This is a genomic window from Brevundimonas sp. NPDC007368, assembly GCF_042869015.1.
Lineage (GTDB): Bacteria > Pseudomonadota > Alphaproteobacteria > Caulobacterales > Caulobacteraceae > Brevundimonas.
Genome location: NZ_JBIAFA010000003.1, coordinates 66554 through 85733 on the forward strand (window position 1 = coordinate 66554; position 19180 = coordinate 85733).

At 67.5% G+C, this 19180-nt stretch carries 22 protein-coding genes and 1 tRNA gene; 11 read left to right on the top strand and 12 right to left on the bottom strand.

The annotated features are described in order from the left end of the window. The first annotated feature begins 39 nt into the window (after positions 1-39). From ACFYLW_RS06875 to ACFYLW_RS06890, 4 genes are all read left to right on the top strand, one after another. Positions 40-942 carry a tyrosine recombinase gene (locus ACFYLW_RS06875; protein WP_312062580.1) on the top strand — a complete coding sequence of 301 codons (903 nt, stop codon included), beginning with the start codon at positions 40-42 and terminating at the stop codon, positions 940-942. Between the two features lie 83 nt (positions 943-1025). Beyond that, positions 1026-1976, top strand: a complete 951-nt coding sequence (locus tag ACFYLW_RS06880; RefSeq protein WP_312062581.1) for an acetyl-CoA carboxylase carboxyltransferase subunit alpha — start codon at positions 1026-1028, stop codon at positions 1974-1976. An 86-nt stretch (positions 1977-2062) separates the two neighbouring features. Continuing rightward, positions 2063-2638, top strand: a complete 576-nt coding sequence (locus ACFYLW_RS06885; protein WP_312062583.1) for a response regulator — start codon at positions 2063-2065, stop codon at positions 2636-2638. Next, positions 2635-3117, top strand: a complete 483-nt coding sequence (locus ACFYLW_RS06890) for a chemotaxis protein CheE (protein ID WP_312062586.1) — start codon at positions 2635-2637, stop codon at positions 3115-3117. Before ACFYLW_RS06885 ends, ACFYLW_RS06890 begins: the two co-directional genes overlap by 4 nt. Here the strand turns inward: ACFYLW_RS06890 and ACFYLW_RS06895 are convergent. The 5 genes from ACFYLW_RS06895 to ACFYLW_RS06915 form a co-directional block, all read right to left on the bottom strand. After that, complete coding sequence (locus ACFYLW_RS06895; protein WP_390182937.1) at positions 3102-4991, bottom strand: ABCB family ABC transporter ATP-binding protein/permease; 1890 nt, start codon at positions 4989-4991, stop codon at positions 3102-3104. The genes ACFYLW_RS06890 and ACFYLW_RS06895 overlap by 16 nt on opposite strands. A 49-nt stretch (positions 4992-5040) precedes the next feature. Beyond that, on the bottom strand, positions 5041-6057 hold the full coding sequence (locus ACFYLW_RS06900) for a beta-eliminating lyase-related protein (RefSeq protein ID WP_312062589.1): 1017 nt from the start codon (positions 6055-6057) through the stop codon (positions 5041-5043). A gap of 3 nt (positions 6058-6060) precedes the next feature. Further along, on the bottom strand, positions 6061-6987 hold the full coding sequence (locus tag ACFYLW_RS06905; protein ID WP_312062590.1) for a mechanosensitive ion channel family protein: 927 nt from the start codon (positions 6985-6987) through the stop codon (positions 6061-6063). A gap of 115 nt (positions 6988-7102) precedes the next feature. Beyond that, on the bottom strand, positions 7103-8917 hold the full coding sequence (locus ACFYLW_RS06910) for an ATP-binding protein (RefSeq protein ID WP_312062592.1): 1815 nt from the start codon (positions 8915-8917) through the stop codon (positions 7103-7105). A gap of 105 nt (positions 8918-9022) precedes the next feature. Next, on the bottom strand, positions 9023-9319 hold the full coding sequence (locus ACFYLW_RS06915) for a BolA family protein (RefSeq protein WP_312062594.1): 297 nt from the start codon (positions 9317-9319) through the stop codon (positions 9023-9025). A gap of 45 nt (positions 9320-9364) precedes the next feature. On the opposite strand from ACFYLW_RS06915, the gene ACFYLW_RS06920 reads away from it, so the two are divergent. Continuing rightward, the gene (locus ACFYLW_RS06920; RefSeq protein ID WP_292083013.1) at positions 9365-10036 is read left to right on the top strand and encodes a J domain-containing protein; all 672 of its coding nucleotides are present in this window, start codon (positions 9365-9367) and stop codon (positions 10034-10036) included. Here ACFYLW_RS06920 and ACFYLW_RS06925 read toward each other — a convergent pair. After that, a complete protein-coding gene (locus tag ACFYLW_RS06925) occupies positions 9996-10253 on the bottom strand; it encodes a hypothetical protein (protein WP_313471994.1) in 258 nt (85 codons plus the stop codon). The two genes, ACFYLW_RS06920 and ACFYLW_RS06925, sit on opposite strands and share 41 nt — an antisense overlap. A 137-nt stretch (positions 10254-10390) precedes the next feature. Between ACFYLW_RS06925 and ACFYLW_RS06930 the strand changes: the two genes are divergently transcribed. From ACFYLW_RS06930 to ACFYLW_RS06945, 4 genes are all read left to right on the top strand, one after another. Continuing rightward, positions 10391-10819 carry an organic hydroperoxide resistance protein gene (locus ACFYLW_RS06930; RefSeq protein ID WP_312062597.1) on the top strand — a complete coding sequence of 143 codons (429 nt, stop codon included), beginning with the start codon at positions 10391-10393 and terminating at the stop codon, positions 10817-10819. Between the two features lie 10 nt (positions 10820-10829). Continuing rightward, complete coding sequence (locus ACFYLW_RS06935) at positions 10830-11939, top strand: FAD-dependent monooxygenase (protein WP_312062599.1); 1110 nt, start codon at positions 10830-10832, stop codon at positions 11937-11939. Positions 11940-11949: 10 nt separating this feature from the next. Then, a complete protein-coding gene (gene cobS, locus ACFYLW_RS06940) occupies positions 11950-12954 on the top strand; it encodes a cobaltochelatase subunit CobS (RefSeq protein ID WP_312062601.1) in 1005 nt (334 codons plus the stop codon). 116 nt (positions 12955-13070) lie between these two features. After that, on the top strand, positions 13071-14480 hold the full coding sequence (locus ACFYLW_RS06945; RefSeq protein ID WP_312062603.1) for an alkaline phosphatase PhoX: 1410 nt from the start codon (positions 13071-13073) through the stop codon (positions 14478-14480). On the opposite strand, the gene ACFYLW_RS06950 is transcribed toward ACFYLW_RS06945, so the two are convergent. Next, complete coding sequence (locus ACFYLW_RS06950; protein WP_312062605.1) at positions 14449-15516, bottom strand: COX15/CtaA family protein; 1068 nt, start codon at positions 15514-15516, stop codon at positions 14449-14451. The two genes, ACFYLW_RS06945 and ACFYLW_RS06950, sit on opposite strands and share 32 nt — an antisense overlap. A gap of 131 nt (positions 15517-15647) precedes the next feature. Between ACFYLW_RS06950 and ACFYLW_RS06955 the strand changes: the two genes are divergently transcribed. Together ACFYLW_RS06955 and ACFYLW_RS06960 are read left to right on the top strand one after the other, a co-directional pair. Further along, positions 15648-15902, top strand: a complete 255-nt coding sequence (locus ACFYLW_RS06955) for a transglycosylase (protein WP_292083020.1) — start codon at positions 15648-15650, stop codon at positions 15900-15902. After that, positions 15902-16108: a DUF2842 domain-containing protein gene (locus tag ACFYLW_RS06960; protein WP_292083021.1), complete on the top strand. Its 207-nt coding sequence runs from the start codon at positions 15902-15904 to the stop codon at positions 16106-16108. Before ACFYLW_RS06955 ends, ACFYLW_RS06960 begins: the two co-directional genes overlap by 1 nt. A gap of 65 nt (positions 16109-16173) precedes the next feature. Here ACFYLW_RS06960 and ACFYLW_RS06965 read toward each other — a convergent pair. The 5 genes from ACFYLW_RS06965 to plsX form a co-directional block, all read right to left on the bottom strand. Further along, a tRNA-Pro gene (locus tag ACFYLW_RS06965) sits at positions 16174-16250 on the bottom strand. A gap of 71 nt (positions 16251-16321) precedes the next feature. Then, positions 16322-16738 carry a MerR family transcriptional regulator gene (locus ACFYLW_RS06970; RefSeq protein ID WP_312062608.1) on the bottom strand — a complete coding sequence of 139 codons (417 nt, stop codon included), beginning with the start codon at positions 16736-16738 and terminating at the stop codon, positions 16322-16324. Positions 16739-16744: 6 nt separating this feature from the next. Further along, a complete protein-coding gene (locus ACFYLW_RS06975; RefSeq protein WP_207821967.1) occupies positions 16745-17053 on the bottom strand; it encodes an integration host factor subunit alpha in 309 nt (102 codons plus the stop codon). A gap of 72 nt (positions 17054-17125) precedes the next feature. Beyond that, entirely contained in the window at positions 17126-18103 is a 978-nt protein-coding gene (locus tag ACFYLW_RS06980) for a beta-ketoacyl-ACP synthase III (protein WP_312062611.1), read from the bottom strand. Continuing rightward, positions 18100-19173 (bottom strand): phosphate acyltransferase PlsX, encoded by a 1074-nt coding sequence (gene plsX, locus ACFYLW_RS06985; protein WP_313471993.1) that lies wholly within the window; start codon positions 19171-19173, stop codon positions 18100-18102. The genes ACFYLW_RS06980 and plsX overlap by 4 nt, the downstream gene beginning before the upstream one ends. Between the last annotated feature and the right edge of the window lie 7 nt (positions 19174-19180).

The following is a 19180-nucleotide window of genomic DNA, read 5'->3' on the forward strand; positions in this document are numbered from 1 at the left end:
ACCCGGCCGTTCGCTCCACACCTGTGTTGAGCACGCCGCATGACGCCCCAGGTCGAGGCCTTTCTGGAAATGATGGCGGTCGAGCGCGACGCGTCGCCCCACACCCTGTCCGCCTATGGCCGTGACCTGGCCGACGCCGAAACCTGGCTGGGCGACGCCGGCGGATTAATGGGCGCGTCTCAGGAAGCGGTCGAAGCCTGGTTCACCGACCTGTCCCGGCGCGGCCTGTCGGCGGCCACGGCGGCGCGCAGACGCTCCTCCGTGCGTCAGTTCTACCGCTTCGCTCTCGGCGAGGGCTGGCGAAGCGACGACCCGTCCCGTCGCATCGACGCCCCCAAACAGGGCCGCAGCCTGCCCAAGACCCTCAGCCGCGACGAGATAGAAGCGCTTCTCGCCGCCGCCGGCGCCGCCGACAGCGCGGCGGGGCTGCGCCTCGTGGCCCTCGTCGAGATGGCCTATGCCTCAGGGCTGCGCGTGTCCGAACTGCTGGCGCTAAAGGTCGAGGCCGTGCGTCGCGACCCCGCCTATCTGATCGTCCGCGGCAAGGGCGGCAAGGAACGGCTGGCTCCCCTCAACGCCGCCGCGCGCGAGGCGATCAAGGCCTGGCTCGACGCCCGCGACGCCGCGCGCAAGCCGAACACGCCCGGCAGCGCCTGGCTCTTTCCCTCTCACGGCAAGACCGGCCACCTGACGCCCCGCCGCTTCGCCCAGTTGCTGGATCAGGCGGCGCTGGCGGCCAATATCGACCCTGCCCGCGTCAGCCCCCACGTCCTGCGCCACGCCTTCGCCACCCACCTGCTGGAAGGCGGCGCCGACCTGCGCGTGGTCCAGACCCTGCTGGGTCACGCCGACATCTCGACCACCCAGATCTACACCCACGTCGCCACCGACCGACTGGCCCAGGTCGTCCATTCCAGGCACCCCTTGGCGAAGGACGACTGAACCCGGCTTGCCCCACGGCGTTCCCCGCACTAGTTTCCGCCGCTTTCCGTAGCGCCAACCGCGCTTCTCCTCACGGACGCCTTATGGCCACGCACTATCTCGAATTCGAAAAGCCCATCGCCGAGCTGGAAGCCAAGATCGCGGAGCTGTCGCATCTGGCCCCGACCAGCGGCTCGTTCGAGACCGAGATCACAGCTCTTCGCAAGAAGGCCGACGCCCTGCGGGTGAAGACCTACGCCAACCTCGACCCGTGGATGCGCACCCAGGTCGCGCGCCACCCGCAGCGCCCGCACTTCATCGACTACATCGACGGCCTCTTCACCGATTTCGTGGAGTTGCACGGCGACCGTCAATTCGGCGACGACCAGGCCATCCTCGGCGGTCTGGCCCGCTTCCGCGGCCAGCCGGTCGTGGTCATGGGCCACGAAAAGGGTCACGACACCCAGACGCGCATCACCCACAACTTCGGCATGGCCCGCCCCGAGGGCTATCGCAAGGCCGTCCGCCTGATGGACATGGCCGAGCAGTTCGGCCTGCCGGTCCTGACCTTCGTCGACACCGCCGGCGCCTATCCGGGTCTGGGCGCCGAAGAGCGCGGTCAGGCCGAGGCCATCGCCCGCTCGACCGAGCGCGGGCTGACCCTGGGCGTGCCCTCCATCGCCACGGTGACGGGCGAGGGCGGTTCGGGCGGCGCCATCGCCATCGCCGCCGCCAGCCGCGTGCTGATGCTGGAGCATTCGATCTATTCGGTCATCTCGCCGGAAGGCGCGGCCGGCATCCTGTGGCGCGACGGCTCGCGCGCCAAGGACGCCGCCATGGCCATGAAGATCACCGCCCCCGACCTGATGGCGATGAAGATCGTCGACCGCGTGATCCCCGAGCCCATGGGCGGCGCCCACACCGCTCGCGACCAGGCCATCAAGTCCGTCGGCGACGTGCTGGAAGACGAGCTGAAGTCGCTGTCGTCGCTGTCGGCGGAGCAAATCCGCAAGGCCCGCGCCGACCGCTTCTACGCCATCGGCCGTCTGGGCTGATCGCTCATTGCACGGCGGCTTCGCGCCGCCGAAGCTGACGCCATGCGAATCGGTTTCTCGCCCCTCCTGAACCTCGGGGCCTTGTCATGCGCGGCATGAACGGGGTCGGCGAATCCCTGCGCGAAAGCGCGGTGTTCAACTTCGCGGGCGCGGTGACCATGGTCATCGACGATTCGCCCTTCGCCCTGGAACTGACGGCCCAGGCCCTGCTCGGCTTCGGCATCAAGGTGCGTCACGCCTGCAGCAGCGCCGCCCAGGCCATCGCCGTCCTGCGCGATCGCCCGGTCGATCTGATCCTGGTCGACTGCGAGATGCCGGGCATGAGCGGCTATGAGTTCGTGCGCTGGCTGCGCCGTTCGGGGTTGGAGCCCAACGCCTTCGCCCCGGTCATCATGACCGCCGCCCACGTGCGCCGCTCCAAGGTCAGCGAGGCCCGCGACTGCGGCGCCAACTTCCTGATCACCAAGCCGTTCAGCGCCGGGGTGCTGTTGGAGCGCATCGTCTGGGTCGCCCGCGACGCCCGCCCCTTCCTTGAAGTCGGCGACTATTTCGGGCCTGATCGTCGCTTCCACTCCGTACCTTGGGAGGGGCCCGAGCGCCGTTCCGAGGAAATCCGCAAGGCCGAATTCGAAGCCCAACGCAGAGCGTCGATCGAACTATGACCGTCATCACGCACAATCGCCGTCGTTCGCGCCTCTCAACCCTGATCGACCAGCCGGGCGGAGTCAGCGCCGGCGTCGCCTTGGCCCAGGCCAAGGCCAACCTGGCCGAGATGGCGGACCGCAGCCGCGCGGTGATCGAAGAACAGGTCTCGGCGCTGGCCGCGCTTCAGCCCGCCGCCACGCTCGAGGAGTCCAACCGCCTTCTTGATAAGGCCTACGACCATTCCAGCGCCGTGATTGACGCCGCCGGTCCTTTCGAGCTCAAGGACCTGTGCGCCGCCGCCGCCAACCTGTGCGACCTGATCGACGCCGCGCCCGAGGACAAGCCCTTCGACTGGCGCATCGTCACCGTCCACGCCCAGGCCCTGCGCCTGCTGCTGACCCTGCCGGCCGAGGCCGCAGAGGCCCGCACCCAGGTGCTGGCCAGCCTCAAGGACGTGCTGAAGGCCAAGGTCCCGGGCGGTCAGTCCGCCGACTGAATCTGGCTCTTCGCGCCGCGCGTCTGCTTGCGCCACAGGCTGGCGTATTCCCCGCCCTGACGCGCCACCAGCTCGTGATGGGCCCCGCGCTCGACGATCCGCCCGGCCTTGAGCACCAGAATCTGCTCGGCGTCGGCTACGGTCGACAGGCGGTGCGCCACCACCAGGGTCGTCCGACCCGCCCGCGCCTTTCGCAGCGTCTTCTGGATGGCGGCCTCGGTGCGGCTGTCCAGGGCGCTGGTCGCCTCGTCCAGAATGAGAATGCAGGGATTGGCCAGCAGGGCGCGGGCGATGCCCACGCGCTGACGTTCGCCGCCTGACAGCTTCAGACCCCGCTCTCCCACGCGCGTCTCCATGCCTTCGGGCAGGTCGCGGATGAAGTCGGCCAGTTCCGCCGCCTCGGCCGCCGCCCAGATGGCCGCCTCGTCGGCGTCCGGCCGGGCGAAGGCGATGTTGGCGCGGATGCTGTCGTTGAACAGGGCCACGTCCTGCGGCACCAGGGCCACCGCCGCGCGCAGCGAGGCCTGCGTCACCGATCGTGCATCATGGCCGTCGATCAGCACGCGGCCCTCCTGCGGATCCAGCAGACGCAGAGCCAGTTTGACGATCGTCGACTTGCCCGCCCCCGACGGCCCGACCAGGGCCGTGGTCGTCCCTGCCGGAACGACAAAGCTGACATCGTCCAGTCCCGCCGCCCGTGCATCGTGACGGAAGCCGACATGGTCGAACACGACCTCAGCCCCGCAGCCGCTGGCGGGACGCGGCAAAGCGACCGCCTCGGGCGCATCGGCCACCTGCGGCGCCTGACGCGTCACCTTCAGCATCTCCTCCATGTCGATGAAGGACTGACGGATTTCCCGATAGGCGAAGCCCAGGATGTTCAGCGGCGCATACAGCGAGATCATGATCAGCACCGCCGCCGTCACGTCGCCCGGCCCCATGCGACCCGCCGCCGCCTCGAACCCGGCCATCACGGCCATGATGCCCAGGCCGACGTTCATGATCAGGCCTTGGACCAGATTCAGCGTCGCCAGCGAGGTGTTGGCCTTCAGCGCCGCATCCACATAGGTCGACAGCGACCGGTCATAAGCCTCGGCCGCGCGGCCTTCGGCCCCGAACGACTTGACCGTCTCATAGTTCAGCAGGGCGTCGACCGACAGGCCCGCCGCCTCGCTGTCGGCCGCGTTCATGGCGCGGCGATGCTCCAGCCGCCAGTTGGCCATGGCGAAGGTGGCGGTCGCATAGACGGCCACCACCCCGATCGCCACCGCGCCGAAACGCCAGTCATACTTGCCGCTCAGCACCGCCGCCGCCAGCACCAGCTCGACCACGGTCGGTCCCAGATTGAACACCAGGATCCGCAGCAGGAAGTCCACGGCTCGCGAGCCGCGATCCATGGTCCGCGACAGGGCGCCCGAGCGCTTGGTCTGGTGGAAGTCCAGCGACAAGCTGAGAGCGTGGGCAAAGGTTTCGGCCGCCGTCTTGCGCTGGGCCGCCGCTCGAACTGGAGCGAACACCACGTCCGACAGCTGCGGCGTCGCGGCCGACAGGAAGCGCACCAGAGCCCAGCCCACGGCGAAGGCGGCGAAACCCCAGCCCACGGCCGCCGCCGCGCCCTGCCCCGCCGCCAGATGATTGACCGCCGCGCCCAGAATCAGAGGGGCCGCCACGCCCAGCGCCTTGCCCGCCAGTGTCAGGCCAATGGCGCCGGCGATCCGCAGATGCAGTTGCGGCGCGCCGGAACGACCAACCACGCGCAGCAGATCGCCGAGGGCCTGCAGGGTCGGCGGCGCCTCCTGCTTCACCTCGGCCTGTCCGGCGGCCATCGCCTTAACCGTGGAGTCGCCCCGTCGGCCGGATCGTTCACCGCGCATTGCCATGCTCCAGCATATGGGCCGCGCCTGGCCGGAGCGAAAGCGACATTCAGTTCAGGCTCACTATGGCTTCAAGAAGTTCATCAACCGCGCCTTCGGGCGTCGCCCAGGAACAGACGAACCGCACCGACCCGTCGTCGAACTGATAGCAGGCCCAACCTAAGGCGTTCAGTCTCTGATGCGCCTCCTCGGGCATCCGCACGAAGACGGCGTTGGATTCGACCGGATGGGCCAGGACGAAGGGCGAGCGCTCCTCGATCCCCTCGGCCAGACGCTGGGCCATCAGATTGGCGTGGGCCGCCCCGGTCTCCCAGGCGCCCGATTCCAGCAGGCCCAGGATCGGCGCCGCCAGGAACCGCCCCTTGGAGGCCGTCTGCCCGGCCTGCTTCAGCCGATTGTCGATCCGTCGTGTCAGGCTCTTGTTGAAGATGACCAGGGCCTCGGCGCAGTTGGCGCCCGCCTTGGCCCCGCCGAACACCAGAACATCGACGCCCAGACGCGGAATGTCCTTCAGGTCGAAGCCCGCCGCGACGGCGTTGGCCAGCCGCGCTCCGTCCATATGGACGCCCAGTCCCGCCAGCTTGGCGGGTTCGATCAGGTGGCGCAGTTCTTCTTCGGAATAGACCGCGCCGTATTCGGTCGCCTGGGTGACGCTGAGCGCCGCCGCCGGCTGGCGATAGCCGACCACCGGCTCCTCCAGCGCCGCGCGCAGGGCCAGCCCGTCGATCTTGCCCGAGTAGCCTGGCAATCCGATCAGGCCGACGCCATGCCCGAAGAAGCCGGGCGCCCCGGTCTCGTCTGTGCAGATATGGGCCGCATGATGCGTTAGCACCGCCTCATAGGGCTGGGCCAGCATGGAGACGGCGATGGCGTTGGCCGCCGTGCCGCTGAAGACGAAGCGCACCTCGGCGTCGGCGTCCAGCCGCTGGCGGATCTGATCCGCCGCCCGCGCCGAGATCTCGTCGGCGCCATAGGCCCGCGCGAAGCCGCCGTTGGCCGCCGCCAGGGCTTCCAGAGCGGCGGGCGCCATCCCGGCCGTGTTGTCCGATCCGAAGTCGTAACGCACGCGTCAGTCTTCCTGTTGTTCTGCCGGCGCCATGACGATGCGGGCGAATTGGGCGTCCTTGGCCGGCACTTCCACCTGATGCGGGAAGGGTATCTCGATTCCGGCGGCGTCGAGCGCCTCCTTGCCGCCCTGCATCAGGTCGGCCTGGCTCTGCCACCAGTCGGCGACATTGACCCAGGCGTGCAGGGTGACCTCGACCGAGCTGTCCAGCAGGGCCGTCACGCCCGTCCAGGGCGTCGGATCCTTCAACACCTTGTCGTGCGCAGTGGCCACGCCGGCGATCACGTCGCAGGCGTCCTTCAGGTTCTCGCCATAGCCGACCGTGAACTTGATCTCGATCCGGCGCGTGCGCTGACCCGTCAGATTGATGATGACGTCGCTCAGCACCTTGGAGTTGGGAATGACGATCTTGTGGTTGTTGGCGTTCGACAACTGGGTGGTGAACAGGTCCAGCTTCTGCACCGTGCCCGAGGCGCCGCCCACGTCGATCACCTCGCCGACGCGATAGGGGCGCAGCACCAGCAGCATGACCCCCGCCGCGACGTTCGACAGCGTGCCCTGAAGGGCCAGACCCACCGCCAGAGAGGCCGCGCCCAGAACCGCGATGATGGAGGTCGTCTGCACGCCCAGACGCTGCAGCACGGCGATCAAACCGATGATGATGACCACCACACGCACGACCTGGGCCGCAAAGCTCAGCACCGTCTGGTCGTGCCGGAACGCCCGCATCCGCCCCAGCACCCTCCGCGTCACCCCGGACGCCCAACGGGCGACGAACAGGGTCACGGCGAAGATCAGCGCGGCGATCGTCAGGTTGATCGCCAGATCGCCGGCCATGTCGGCCAGCTTGGCCACGATGGCGGCGTCGACCGTCAGCCGCTTTTCGCCGGCGGCTACCGTCTGCGTCAGGGTTTCGTGCAGGAAAGACATGACCTTGGGTCTAGCGCCTGCCCCGGCGAATGGAAGCCCTGCACGTCAGGCTTTGCGCGAAAGATTGCGATGCAAAAAACTCAGGCGCATCCATGGCGGCCCGTGAGACGACGGTTCAGGCGGCGACCGCTGTTCCCTCAGCCGCATCGCCGGCCTGACGCAGCGCCGCCCGCCCGCCCGGCACCTGGGCCATCAACCCGGCCAGGCTGCGGAAATCAATCGGCTTGTTCAGATAGGCGTCCGCGCCCGCGGCCAGACCCGCCTCGTGATCCTCGATCCGAGCGGAAGCCGACAGGACGACAATGGGCGTATCGCCATTGACGCCTCGCCCTTCGCGAATAAGCCGCGTCGCGCTCAACCCGTCCATGACCGGCATGTTCACGTCCATGATGATCAGGTCGAAGCGCTGGCTCTTGGCCAGATCCACCGCCAGTTGGCCGTTCTCGGCGGTGCTGGTCCGGTGTCCGGCGGAGCCCATCCAGGCCTCCAGAATCATGCGGTTGACCGGGTGATCCTCGACCACCAGCACGTCCAGATGATCACCGCCGTCGATGTCGGCGTCGATGACCTCGACCGCTTCGGCGCGGCTCCATTCGACCACCTCGCCCTCGATGGACAGGGTGAAGGTCGAGCCCTCGCCAAGGCGAGACGACACCGTGATGTCGCCGCCCATGATCTGAGCCATCCGCCGGGCGATGGTCAGGCCCAGACCGGTGCCGCCAAATTTGCGGGTGGAGGAGTTGTCGACCTGGGTGAAGGGCTGGAACAGCCGCTCCAGGTCCTCGCGTGAAATGCCCGATCCGCTGTCGGTGACCGAGAACTCAAAGCCGACGCGGCGATCCGAGATGCGGCGGCCCCGGATCGTGTAACGGATTTCGCCCTGGTCTGTGAACTTGACGGCGTTCGACAACAGGTTCTGCACGACCTGACAGACCCGCAGAGGGTCCCCCCGAACCACCGACGGAATCTCGCCCTCGAAGACCGAGACCAGCGCCAGCCCCTTGGCTTCGGCCTGGGCCTCGAACGGCCCGATGACGCGACGATGCAGATCGTCCATCTGAACATCGACCACGTCGAAGCTCATCTTGCCGGCCTCGATCTTGGTCATGTCCAGGATGTCGTTCAGCAGGCTCAGCAGATTGTCGCCCGAGTTGCGGATGATCGACAGATACTCGCGCTGCGTGCCTTCCAGCCGGGTCGCGCTCAGCAACTGCGCGGCGCCGAGCACCCCGTTCATCGGGGTGCGCAGTTCGTGCGAAATGACGCCGAGGAAGCTGGACTTGGCTTCGTTCGCGGCGTCCGCCTTGTCTCTCGCCGCTTCCAGTTCCTCGATCAGATGGGCCTGATGCTCCTGGAAGGCGCGAATACGGTCTTCACGCAGCATGGTCATGGTGACCAGAACAAACAGGCTGGCCGCCGTGAACGGGATCAAGGCCAGGAACGGCCAGAACAGCGGCCCGCCAAACAGGCTCACGGCGATGATCGCCGCCGCCCCGCCATAAGGCGAGGAAATCATGATGGCCTGTCGCGGCGAGCTCCGAAGCTGCGCGAAAACCAGAACATAGCCCGACACCAGCAGGGCGATCGCCAGTTCACGCCCGAACGGCGACTGGGAGAACCAGGCCATCAGCGGAGCGACGGCCCACACCGCCGTCGTCGCCGTGGCCACGGCGGGGAAGACCATGCCCCAGCCCGCGCCGACCCTTTGGCTGACGCGCTTCTCCACTTCGCCGCGCAAGGCGCCGGCGGCCAGCGTCGCGGCGAACCAGGTCAGTCCGGGGGCCAGGCCGACGGTGGCGATGACGCCGACCGCCCAGCTTACGATGATCAGATAGCGCAGATAATGGGTCTGCAGGATCGCGGTCAGCGCTTGTGCAGCTTCGCCGGGCGCCTGCCCGTCCAACCCCTTGATCCCGTCAGAACCTACCATTCGCTAGCCCCCGCCTTTGCAAATCAGTACGGAGCGGACGCTAGGGTGAAGGTTCTAAGACGAGGTGAATACGTTTTCTTACGTACCAAATGGTACGGCGCGCCGTCAGCCCGCCTCGCTCAACGTAAGGGCGCGCACAGCCAGGGCATGAACCGGCCCCGCCAATTCCTCCTTCAGCACGGCGTTGATCGCACGTTGGCGCGCTACGCGCCCCTGTCCTTCAAAGACGTCAGACACAATGGTCAGCTGAAAATGGCTCTCGCCGCCGTCCCTGGCGTCTATGCCGCCTTCATGATGATGGCCGGCGTGCTTCCAGCTGTCGTCCTCCAGCTCGATCCTGTGCGGAGCGAAGGCCGCTGTCAGTTTTTCGCGGATAAGTGCCGCCACGGGGCCGTCTGACATCGGTCGTTCCTTGAAGCTGTCCAATTCCAGCTTACACTTGGGTCGATGTCCGCGTCATTTGAATACAAGCCTCGCTTCACCGATATCCGCGTGAAGCCGCCCAAGCCTGAGGAAGAGCAGGCCGAAGCCGACGTCCTGCACCTGAAGCCGGGCGAAAAGGCGTGCCAGTGGCCGGACTGCAGCCGCCCCGCGACGGCCAAGGCGCCGAAGTCGCGCGACCAGCTGGCCGACTTCTATGACTTCTGTCAGGCCCATGCGGGCCAGTACAACAAGGGCTGGAACTTCTACGCGGGCATGAGCGAGGGCGAGATTCGCGCCGCCCAGGAAAACGAGGCCATGACCGGCGGCCGCCCGACCTGGGAGATGAAGGCCGGCAAGAACACGCGCGAAGCCGCCGCCTTCGCCGCCAAGATGGGCACCGCCAATACTGAAGGCGCCGGGTCATGGCGCGACAGCTTCGGCCTCTTCGGGCGCCGCACCCATGAACAGGCCGGTCCGGCGGCGGCCGAGGTCCATCGCATCGGCAAGATCGAGCTCGCGGCCCTGACCGCTCTCGACCTGAAGCCCGGCGCGGACAAGGCGGCCATCAAGGCTCGCTATCATGAACTGCTGAAACGCTTCCACCCGGACACCAACGGCGGCGATCGCGGGGCCGAGGCCAAGCTTCAGAACGTCATCAAGGCCTGGAAAACCTTGAAGAAGGCCGGTCACGCCTGAGGCTTCTCAGCAGCCCGCCCGACCGGGCCGGCCCGTCGATCCGCGTGACCTTCTCCCCGGCCCCGTCCCAGATTTCCGCGAAAGCGCCGTCGGCCTCGTCCAGCATCATGCGCCGGGTTTCGCTGACCGCCTCTGGCCAACTGTCTGCATCCAGCGCGAACATATGTGGCGTGCCTTCAGGCGCGTCATAGACGTAGCAAAAGAACTGCGCGTGCATCTGCCTTGCCCCTTCCCCGACGGAAGTGATGGACAAATTGTTAACACCCCCTTGTGGATTACACGAATCACAGAACCGTTGTTTCTGAACGACTGACGCCCATATGCGAGTCCTTGGAACGCCAAAGGAGTCGCCTCATGGAAGTCTTGTATCGCGCTCACGCCACTGCATCGGGAGGCGGCCGCGACGAGGGCCGCTCCGCCACCGACGACGGCAAGATCGACGTGCGCCTGTCCGTCCCCACCGAGATGGGCGGCAAGGGCGGCGACGGCACTAACCCCGAGCAGCTTTTCGCCACCGGCTACTCCGCCTGCTATCTCGGCGCCCTGCGTCTGGTCGCGGGCAAGGCCGGAACGCCGGTCGGCCCGGACACGAAGGTCGCCGCCGGCGTCGGCTTCGGCAAGAACACCCGCGGCGAAGGCTTCAATCTGGACGTGACCCTGCATGTCACCGACCACGGCCTGGATCAGGCGGTGATCGACGACCTTATCCACAAGGCGCATCAGGTCTGCCCCTATTCCAACGCCACGCGCGGCAACGTCGACGTGGCCCTGAGCGCCGGCTGAGCCAGCGGCCATGAGCGCCGCGCCCCAGGTCCTGATCGTCGGCGCCGGTCCCGCAGGATTGGCGGCGGCCCTCTTCCTGTCGCGGCGCGGCGTGCCGGTTCGGATCATCGACGCGGCCGAGACGCCGACCGCCACCTCCAAGGCGCTCGGCGTCAATCCGCGCACCCTCGACCTGCTGGAACCGACCGGCGTCACCGCCCGCATCCTGGCCGAAGCCGGGACCGCCGCGCGGCTACACATCCATCGGCATGGGAAGACCCTAGCCGTCGTTCATTTGGACGAACTCGACGTCGGCGCACGCTTCCCCCTCGCCATCCTGCCCCAGGCCCGCACCGAAGCCCTGCTGACCGAAGTCCTGACGGCGCGCGGCGTCACGGTCGAACGCAGCTTGGCCCTGACCGGTCTGTCGCAAGACGTCGAGGCCGTCACCGCTGTCCTGTCGTCGGGCGAGACTGTGCGCGCGCCCCTGCTGTTCGCCGCCGACGGCGCCCATTCCACCGTGCGCAAGGCACTCGGTCTCGGCTTCCCTGGCGACGCCTGGGCCGAGCCCTGGCAGTTGATCGACGCCGATCTGGTGGGGCCGCCGCCGGACGAGGCCTGGATCGACTTTCGCGACGACGCCGTCTTCGTCTGCCTGCCCTATTCGGGCACGCGATTCCGCCTGATCGGTTTCGGCCAGCCGCTGTTGGACAACCTGCCGGAGGGCTGGCGCGCGGGCGCCGTGCTGTGGCGCTCGGACTTCCACATCTCGCACCGCATGGCCTCGGCCATGAGCGTCGGTCGCGTCGCCCTGGGCGGAGACGCCGGTCACATCCACTCCCCCATCGGGGCGCGCGGCATGAACCTGGGGATCGAGGACGCCTTCGTCTTCGCCGATTGCGCCGCCGACTTCCTCAGCGGCGATCCGGAGCGAATCGAGGACTATGATCGCCTGCGCCGCCCGGTGGACAAGGCCGTCGTGCGCCGCGTCCGCGCCCTGACCAGCTTCGTGCGCAACACCGGCGCCGGGGCCGATCTGGCCCGTCGCGCGGCCATTCCCGTCGTCACCCGCCTGCCCTTCCTGATCGAACGCGTCGCGCGCATCGGTCTGGGTCTCGACCACCCGGTCGTGCTGCGCTAATCGACCTGTCATGACCTCCCCCCTCGACGCCTCGCCCGATCCCCTGGTCACGCTGGAGCCGCACCGCAAGGTGACGGTCAGGGAGGCGTTCGGCGTCGATTCCGACATGGTCGTCCCCGCCTTCGACACGCGCGACAGCCACGTGCCCGAGATCGACGAGAGCTACCGCTTCGATCCGCAGACGACCCTGGCCATCTGCGCCGGCTTCGCCTTCGACCGCCGCGTCATGGTTCAGGGCTATCACGGCACCGGCAAGTCGACCCACATCGAGCAGGTCGCCGCTCGCCTGAACTGGCCGCTGGTCCGCGTGAACCTGGACAGCCACATCAGCCGTATCGATCTGGTCGGCAAGGACGCCATCGTCCTGAAGGACGGCAAGCAGATCACCGAGTTCCGCGAGGGCATCCTGCCCTGGTCGCTGCAACGCCCGGTCGCCCTGGTCTTCGACGAATACGACGCGGGCCGTCCCGATGTCATGTTCGTGATCCAGCGCGTGCTGGAGGCCCAGGGCCGCCTGACCCTGCTGGACCAGAACCGCGTCATTCGTCCGAACCGCTGGTTCCGCCTGTTCTCGACCACCAACACCATCGGTCTGGGCGACACCTCGGGCCTCTATCACGGCACCCAGCAGATCAACCAGGGTCAGATGGACCGCTGGAACATCGTCACCACGCTGAACTACCTCGACCACGACGTCGAAGCCGAGATCGTCGCCGCCAAGATCCCGGACTGGAATGACACCGAGGGCAAGCGCCGCATCGCCGCCATGGTCCGCGTCGCCGACATGACCCGCAACGCCTTCATGAACGGCGACATCTCGACCGTCATGTCGCCCCGCACGGTGATCACCTGGGCCCAGAACGCCATCATCTTTGGCGGCGACCTGGCCCTGTCCTTCCGCCTGACCTTCCTGAACAAGTGCGACGAGCTGGAACGCCCCACCATCGCCGAGTTCTACCAGCGCGCCTTCGGCGAGGACCTGCCGGAAGCCGCCACGCGGGTGAAGATTGGCTGACCGCGGGCTGCGCCGTCCGGCGACGGAAGGACGCAGCCGCGTAACCGTCACATTAGCTTGACGGCGCTGTCGTCTGCGACCGCTCTAAGCGGCTTCGAACCTATCGGAGTCGTCTTATGCGCCTGCAGCGCCGTCAACTGATCTCGACCGGGGCTGCGGCCTTCGCCTTCGCCGGCTTCGCGCGCAACGTCCACGCCCAATCAGCGGGCGAAGAGACCTACCTCAATCAGGTCGAGGGCTATGGCCCGTTGAAGGCTGATCCCAACGGCCTGCTCGACCTGCCCGAGGGCTTTTCCTATCAGGTCATCTCGCAGAGCGGCGAGACGATGGACGACGGCCTGCTGGTGCCCGGTCAGCCCGACGGCATGGGCTGTTTCGCCCTGACGCCGACCACGGTGGCCCTTGTGCGCAACCATGAACTGAAGGGCTCCAAGGCGCTTCACCGCAACATGGGGCCGGGCGGCTTCCACCACGAGCGCCTCGGCCTGCTGGACGCCTCCAGGGCCTACGACACCTATAAGGACGGTCGCCCCCTGCCCGGCGGCACCACGACCCTGATCTACGATCTCGAAACCCGTCGCACGGTGCGTCAGCACCTGTCGCTGGCCGGCACCTCGACCAACTGCTGCGGCGGCCATACGCCATGGGGCAGCTGGCTGACCTGCGAGGAGACGGTCGAGACCCCCGCCGACGCCGACGTGGCCAAGACCCACGGCTGGGTCTTCGAGGTTCCCGCTGATGCGACCGGTCTGGTCGATCCCGTGCCGCTGAAGGCCATGGGTCGCTTCGATCACGAGGCCGTCTGCATCGACCCCCGCACCGGCATCGCCTACCTGACCGAGGATCAGGGGGACGGCCTCTTCTACCGTTTCATCCCGACCGTTCCCGGCCAGCTGGCGCGCGGCGGGCGACTGCAGGCCATGGCCTTCAAGGGGCAGGCAAGCGCCGACAGCTCCAACCACGACGCCCGCGTCTGGTCCGTCAACGACTGGCGCGAGGTCGAGTGGATCGACATGGACGACGTCGAGGACCCCGCCGGCGACCTGCGCAAGCGCGGCCATGCGGCGGGCGCCGCAAAGGTGGCGCGTGGCGAAGGGATCTTCTGGGGCGAGAACGAGCTCTATCTGACCGCCACCTCCGGCGGTCCGCTGCGCCGCGGCCAGATCATGCGCTACATTCCCTCGCCCGATGAAGGCGGCGCTGACGAAGCCCGCACCCCCGGGCGCATCCAGCTGTTCGTGGAAAGCACGGACCTGCGCACCATGAACATGGGCGACAACCTGTGCATCGCCCCGTGGGGCCACCTGATCGTCTGCGAGGACAACTATTCCGACGAGGTGCGCAACCACATCAAGGGCGTGACCCCCGACGGCCGCCTCTACACCATCGCCCGCAACGTCTTCACCGGGAACTCCGAGTTCGCCGGGGCCGTGTTCTCGCCGGACGGCAGCGTCCTGTTCGTGAACATCATGTACCCCGGCCTGACCTTCGCGATCAGAGGCCCGTGGAACGCGGTCCGCTCATGAACAGACGCGGGCGCGAGCGGCGGACCAGCCACAGGTTGACCGTCGCCGCGCCCAGCACCAGGGCCGCCACCGCCTGGTGCAGCGCGCCCAGCGTGATCGGCACGGCGTGCATCAGGGTGACGACGCCCAGCGCCGCCTGAAGCCACAGCAAGCCCGCCAGAACAAAGGCCGACAGTCCCAGGCCTTCGGCAAGGCGCCAGCGCCAGGCGTGGATCGCATAGGCCGTGCCTGCAGCCAGCAGGATATAGGCCCCGAGACGGTGATTGAACTGCACCAGGCCGTGGTCATGCAGGAAGGCGAAACCGCCCATGCCCCACTCCACCGGCGGGAAGACCGCGCCGTTCATCATCGGCCAGTCGGTGAAGACGAAACCGGCCTTGGCCCCGGCCACCAGACCGCCGAGCAGGCACTGAACGAAGACGGCGGCCAGCAGCAGTCCCGCGCCCCAGGTCCAGCCGCGCGGCGAACGCGAATGGTCGGATCCGCTCCAGGCTTCCAGTCCCGTCCAGATCAGGCCCGCGAAGATCAGGAAGGCCAGACCCAGGTGGGTCGCCAGCCGTTCAGGGGCCACGTCGACCCGTTCCGACAGGCCGCTGGACACCATCCACCAGCCGATCAGGCCCTGCAGTCCGCCCAGGCCCAGCAGGACCAGGCAGCGCCCGATCAGCCGCTTCGGCATCCGCCGCAGCAACAGGAAGATCAGGAAGGGAACCGCGAAGACCACGCCGATCAGACGGCCGACCAGACGGTGCAGCCATTCCCACCAGAAGATGCCCTGGAACTCGCCTAGGCTCATCCCGGCGTTGACCTGGGCGTACTGCGGGATCGCCTTGTACTTGTCGAAGGCCTCGGCCCATTGGGCGTCGTTCAGCGGCGGTATGGCGCCCATGATGGGCTTCCACTCGGTGATCGACAGGCCCGAGCCCGTCAGGCGCGTGACGCCCCCGATAACCACCATGGCGAAAACCATGGCCGCGCTGAAGAACAGCCACAGCGCCACCGCGCGGCTGCGATCCTGATTTACAAAACGGTTCATTCGACGCCTGCCGTTCGCCCCGATACACTGTCGCCAAACCCACCGGGCGACCGGGGCGGTATGCCCCTCAAGCGCGGCAAGATCGAGTCGCTTTCGACGCCAAGGCGTCGCACCAACCTGAAGGAGCGCCCGTGGCGCCATATGCGGATATCGCCATCGCCGTCGTCGGCGCTTTGGTTCTGGCCTGGATCGCCGACCTGCTGACTGGTCGTCGCGGCCTGGGCGGGACCATTCTGGTCGCCGCCGTCGGCGCGGGCAGCGGCGCCTTCCTGGCCATGCGCGTCTTTGCCTTGGCGACGCTGGGCGACTGGATCTGGGTCGTCTGGTCGATGGTCGCCGCCGTGATCTGCCTGGTCGCCTTCTTCCTGTTCCGGAGCAAGCGTTGATGCCGCCGCGCGCCCGTCGATTCGTGGCCACGATCGGCGTCGTCCTGTTCTTGGCCTTCTGGGTCTGGGGTGCGGTGACGATCAACGACCTGCTGCCCGACATCTGGTGGCTGGACCTGATCTTCTTCACGGTCGCTGGCATCGGCTGGGGCGTGCCCCTGATCCCGATGCTGCGCTGGGCCGAGCGTGAACCGGGCGCAAAATAGGCTCGGAATTGCAAAAGGGGCCGCTCGAGAGCGACCCCTTTAACCAACCGATTTCCCTAAGGAAATGGTCGGAGCGACAGGATTCGAACCTGCGACCCCTTGACCCCCAGTCAAGTGCGCTACCAGGCTGCGCCACGCTCCGAAGGCGCTCCGTATAGACGGCGATTCCGCAGTCCGCAAACGCTAAAACGCTCTTTGAACAACAAGTTCGCCTCAGCGGCGCAGAACCGCCTCCAGACGTGCCTTCGCCGACTCCAGGTCTGCCAGAACCGCACCCAGGCGAGCGGCCTCGAACGGCGCGGCTGCGGCGGAAGCGACGGGTTCACGCTCCACGTCGGCGTCGATCTCCAGCACCGTCGCCGGATCGCCGTAGGCCGACAGGCGCGCCAGGCCCTGCTCCTTGTGCAGACGCTGGACGCCGCGAATGGTCAGCCCCTCGTCATGCAGCAGCCGACGCACGCCCTTCAGGACCGTGACGTCCTCGGGGCGATAGAAGCGCCGTCCGCCCGCGCGTTTGACCGGGGCGATGAAGTCGAACTTCGTCTCCCAGAAACGCAGGACGTGCTGGGGCGCGCCGACTTCGTCAGCGGCCTCGGAAATGGTGCGAAAGGCGTTCGGGCTTTTGGCCACAGTCGCTTAGTCCTCGACGACCGCGTCGTGGACCCGGCTCTTCATGATCTGAGAGGCGCGGAAGCTGATGACCCGACGGGGGTTGATCGCAGCCGGTTCGCCGGTCTTGGGGTTGCGGCCCATGCGGGCGCGCTTCTCGCGCACCTGAAAGACGCCGAATCCTGACAGCTTCACCGTCTCGCCGCGTTCCAGCGATTCGACCACCAGTTCGAGCGTGCGCTCGACCAGACCGGAGCATTCCTGGCGGGAAAGCCCCACCTCGTCATGCACCGCCTCGCACAAATCCGCCCGGGTCAGGGTGTCTTGTCCCGTCACTGCGTCTCTCCGCTGCCAATCCGCACGCATAGAAGGGCAAAGTCGCCCCGAATCAAAGCCCTGAATGCAATTCTAGAGACGGAAGGCGCAGGCCCCCCAGGTCAGGCCGCCGCCCATGGCCTCGATCACCACCAGATCGCCACGCTTGATGCGCCCGTCCTTGATGGCCGCATCCATGGCCAGCGGGATGGAGGCCGCCGAGGTGTTGGCATGCAGGGCCACGGTGGAGACGACCTTGTTCTCATCCAGACCCAGGCGCTCGCCGACGCCGCGGATGATGCGTTGGTTGGCCTGGTGCGGCACGAACCAGTCGATTTCGGGGATCTCGACGCCCGCAGCCTCGGTCGCGCCGACGATGGCTTCGGCGATGTTCACCACGGCGTGGCGGAAGACCTGATTGCCGAGCATCTTCAGGTGGCCGACCGTGCCGGTCGTGGCCGGACCGCCATCGACGTAGAGCATGTCCGACTTGGAGCCGTCGCAGCGCAGGGCGAAACCCAGCACGCCCTGATCCGCCTTGGTTCCCTGCCCTTCGCGCGGTTCTAGCACGAAGGCGCCGGCGCCGTCGCCGAACAGGACGCAGGTGGTCCGATCGGACCAGTCCATCAGCTTGGTCATTTCCTCGGCGCCGATGACCAGGGCGCACTTGGCCATACCGCGCGCGACGAAGCCGTCAGCGACGCTCATGGCGTAGACAAAGCCCGAGCAGACGGCCTGAACGTCGAAGGCGATGCCGACCGGCGCGCCCAGCTTGGCCTGCACGATGGCGGCCGTGGCGGGGAAGGTTTGATCCGGCGTCGTGGTGGCGACGATGATCAGATCGACGTCAGCCGCCGTCTTGCCCGCGTCGGCCAGGGCGCGGCGCGCGGCCTCGACCGCCAGATCGCTGGTCGGCTCGTCGTCGCGGGCCTGATGACGCTGGTGGATGCCGGTGCGCTCGACGATCCAATCATCGGAGGTGTCGACGAACTTGGCCAGGTCGGCGTTGGTGACGACCTTCTCCGGCAGGAAGGAGCCGACGCCGGTCACGGCGCTGCGGATGACGCTCACTGTTGGGTCTCCCCGAGGGTTTCGGAGGTCGACGCGGCTTGTCCCAGGGCGGCGAGCCGTCCCAGGTTGGCCCCGACCTTGGTCATATAGTCGCTGCGCGCCAGATCGACGGCGATGCGGATGGCGTTGCCATAGCCCTGCGGCGTGGCGCCGCCGTGGCTTTTCACGACGATTCCATTCAGCCCCAGAAGAGGCCCGCCGTTGATGGCGTTGGGGTCGATCTTGGCCGCCATGCGCTTCAAGGCCGGCATCGCGATCAGAGCGCCCAGCTTGGCGATCGGACCCGAGGTCAGCGCCTCTTTGAGCAGGCCCGAGATGAAGCGCGCAGTGCCTTCGGCGGTCTTGAGCGCGATGTTGCCGGTGAAGCCGTCGGTGACGATCACGTCCACCGTGCCCTTGGCGATGTCGTCGCCCTCGACGAAGCCGTGATAGTTCAGCGGAATGCCGCCCTCGCGCAGGATGGCGTGGGCCTCGCGCACCTCGTCGTGGCCCTTCATGTCCTCGGAGCCGACGTTCAGCAGACCGACGGTCGGCTTGGCCACGCCGTGCACCGCCGACTGGAAGGCTTCGCCCATGATGGCGAACTCGATCAGTTGCTTGGCGTCGCTGCCGATATTGGCGCCGACGTCCAGCACGGCGGTATAGCCGCGCGTCGTCGGCCAGCTGGCGACGATGGCGGGACGTTCCAGCCCCGGCGCCGCCATGCGGAGAATCAGTTTGGAGATGGCCATCAGGGCGCCGGTGTTGCCGGCGGAGACGGCAGCGCCAGCCTCGCCCGTCTTCACCGCCTCGATGGCGTTCCACAGGCTGGAGCCCTTGCCGCGGCGCATGGCCTGGGCCGGCTTCTCGTCCATGGCGACGACCTTGTCGGTATGGCGCACGTCGCAGACAGACTCGGTCAGGCCGTACCGCGCCATCTCGGCGCGAATCGACGCCTCGTCGCCATGCAGCAGGAAACGCACGCCCTCGCCATTATGCCGCGAGAGATAGTCCTTCACGCCGCCGACCACGACCGAGGGACCGTGGTCTCCCCCCATGGCGTCAAGCGAGATCAGTGTTGGGGATGCCAAGTGGAAA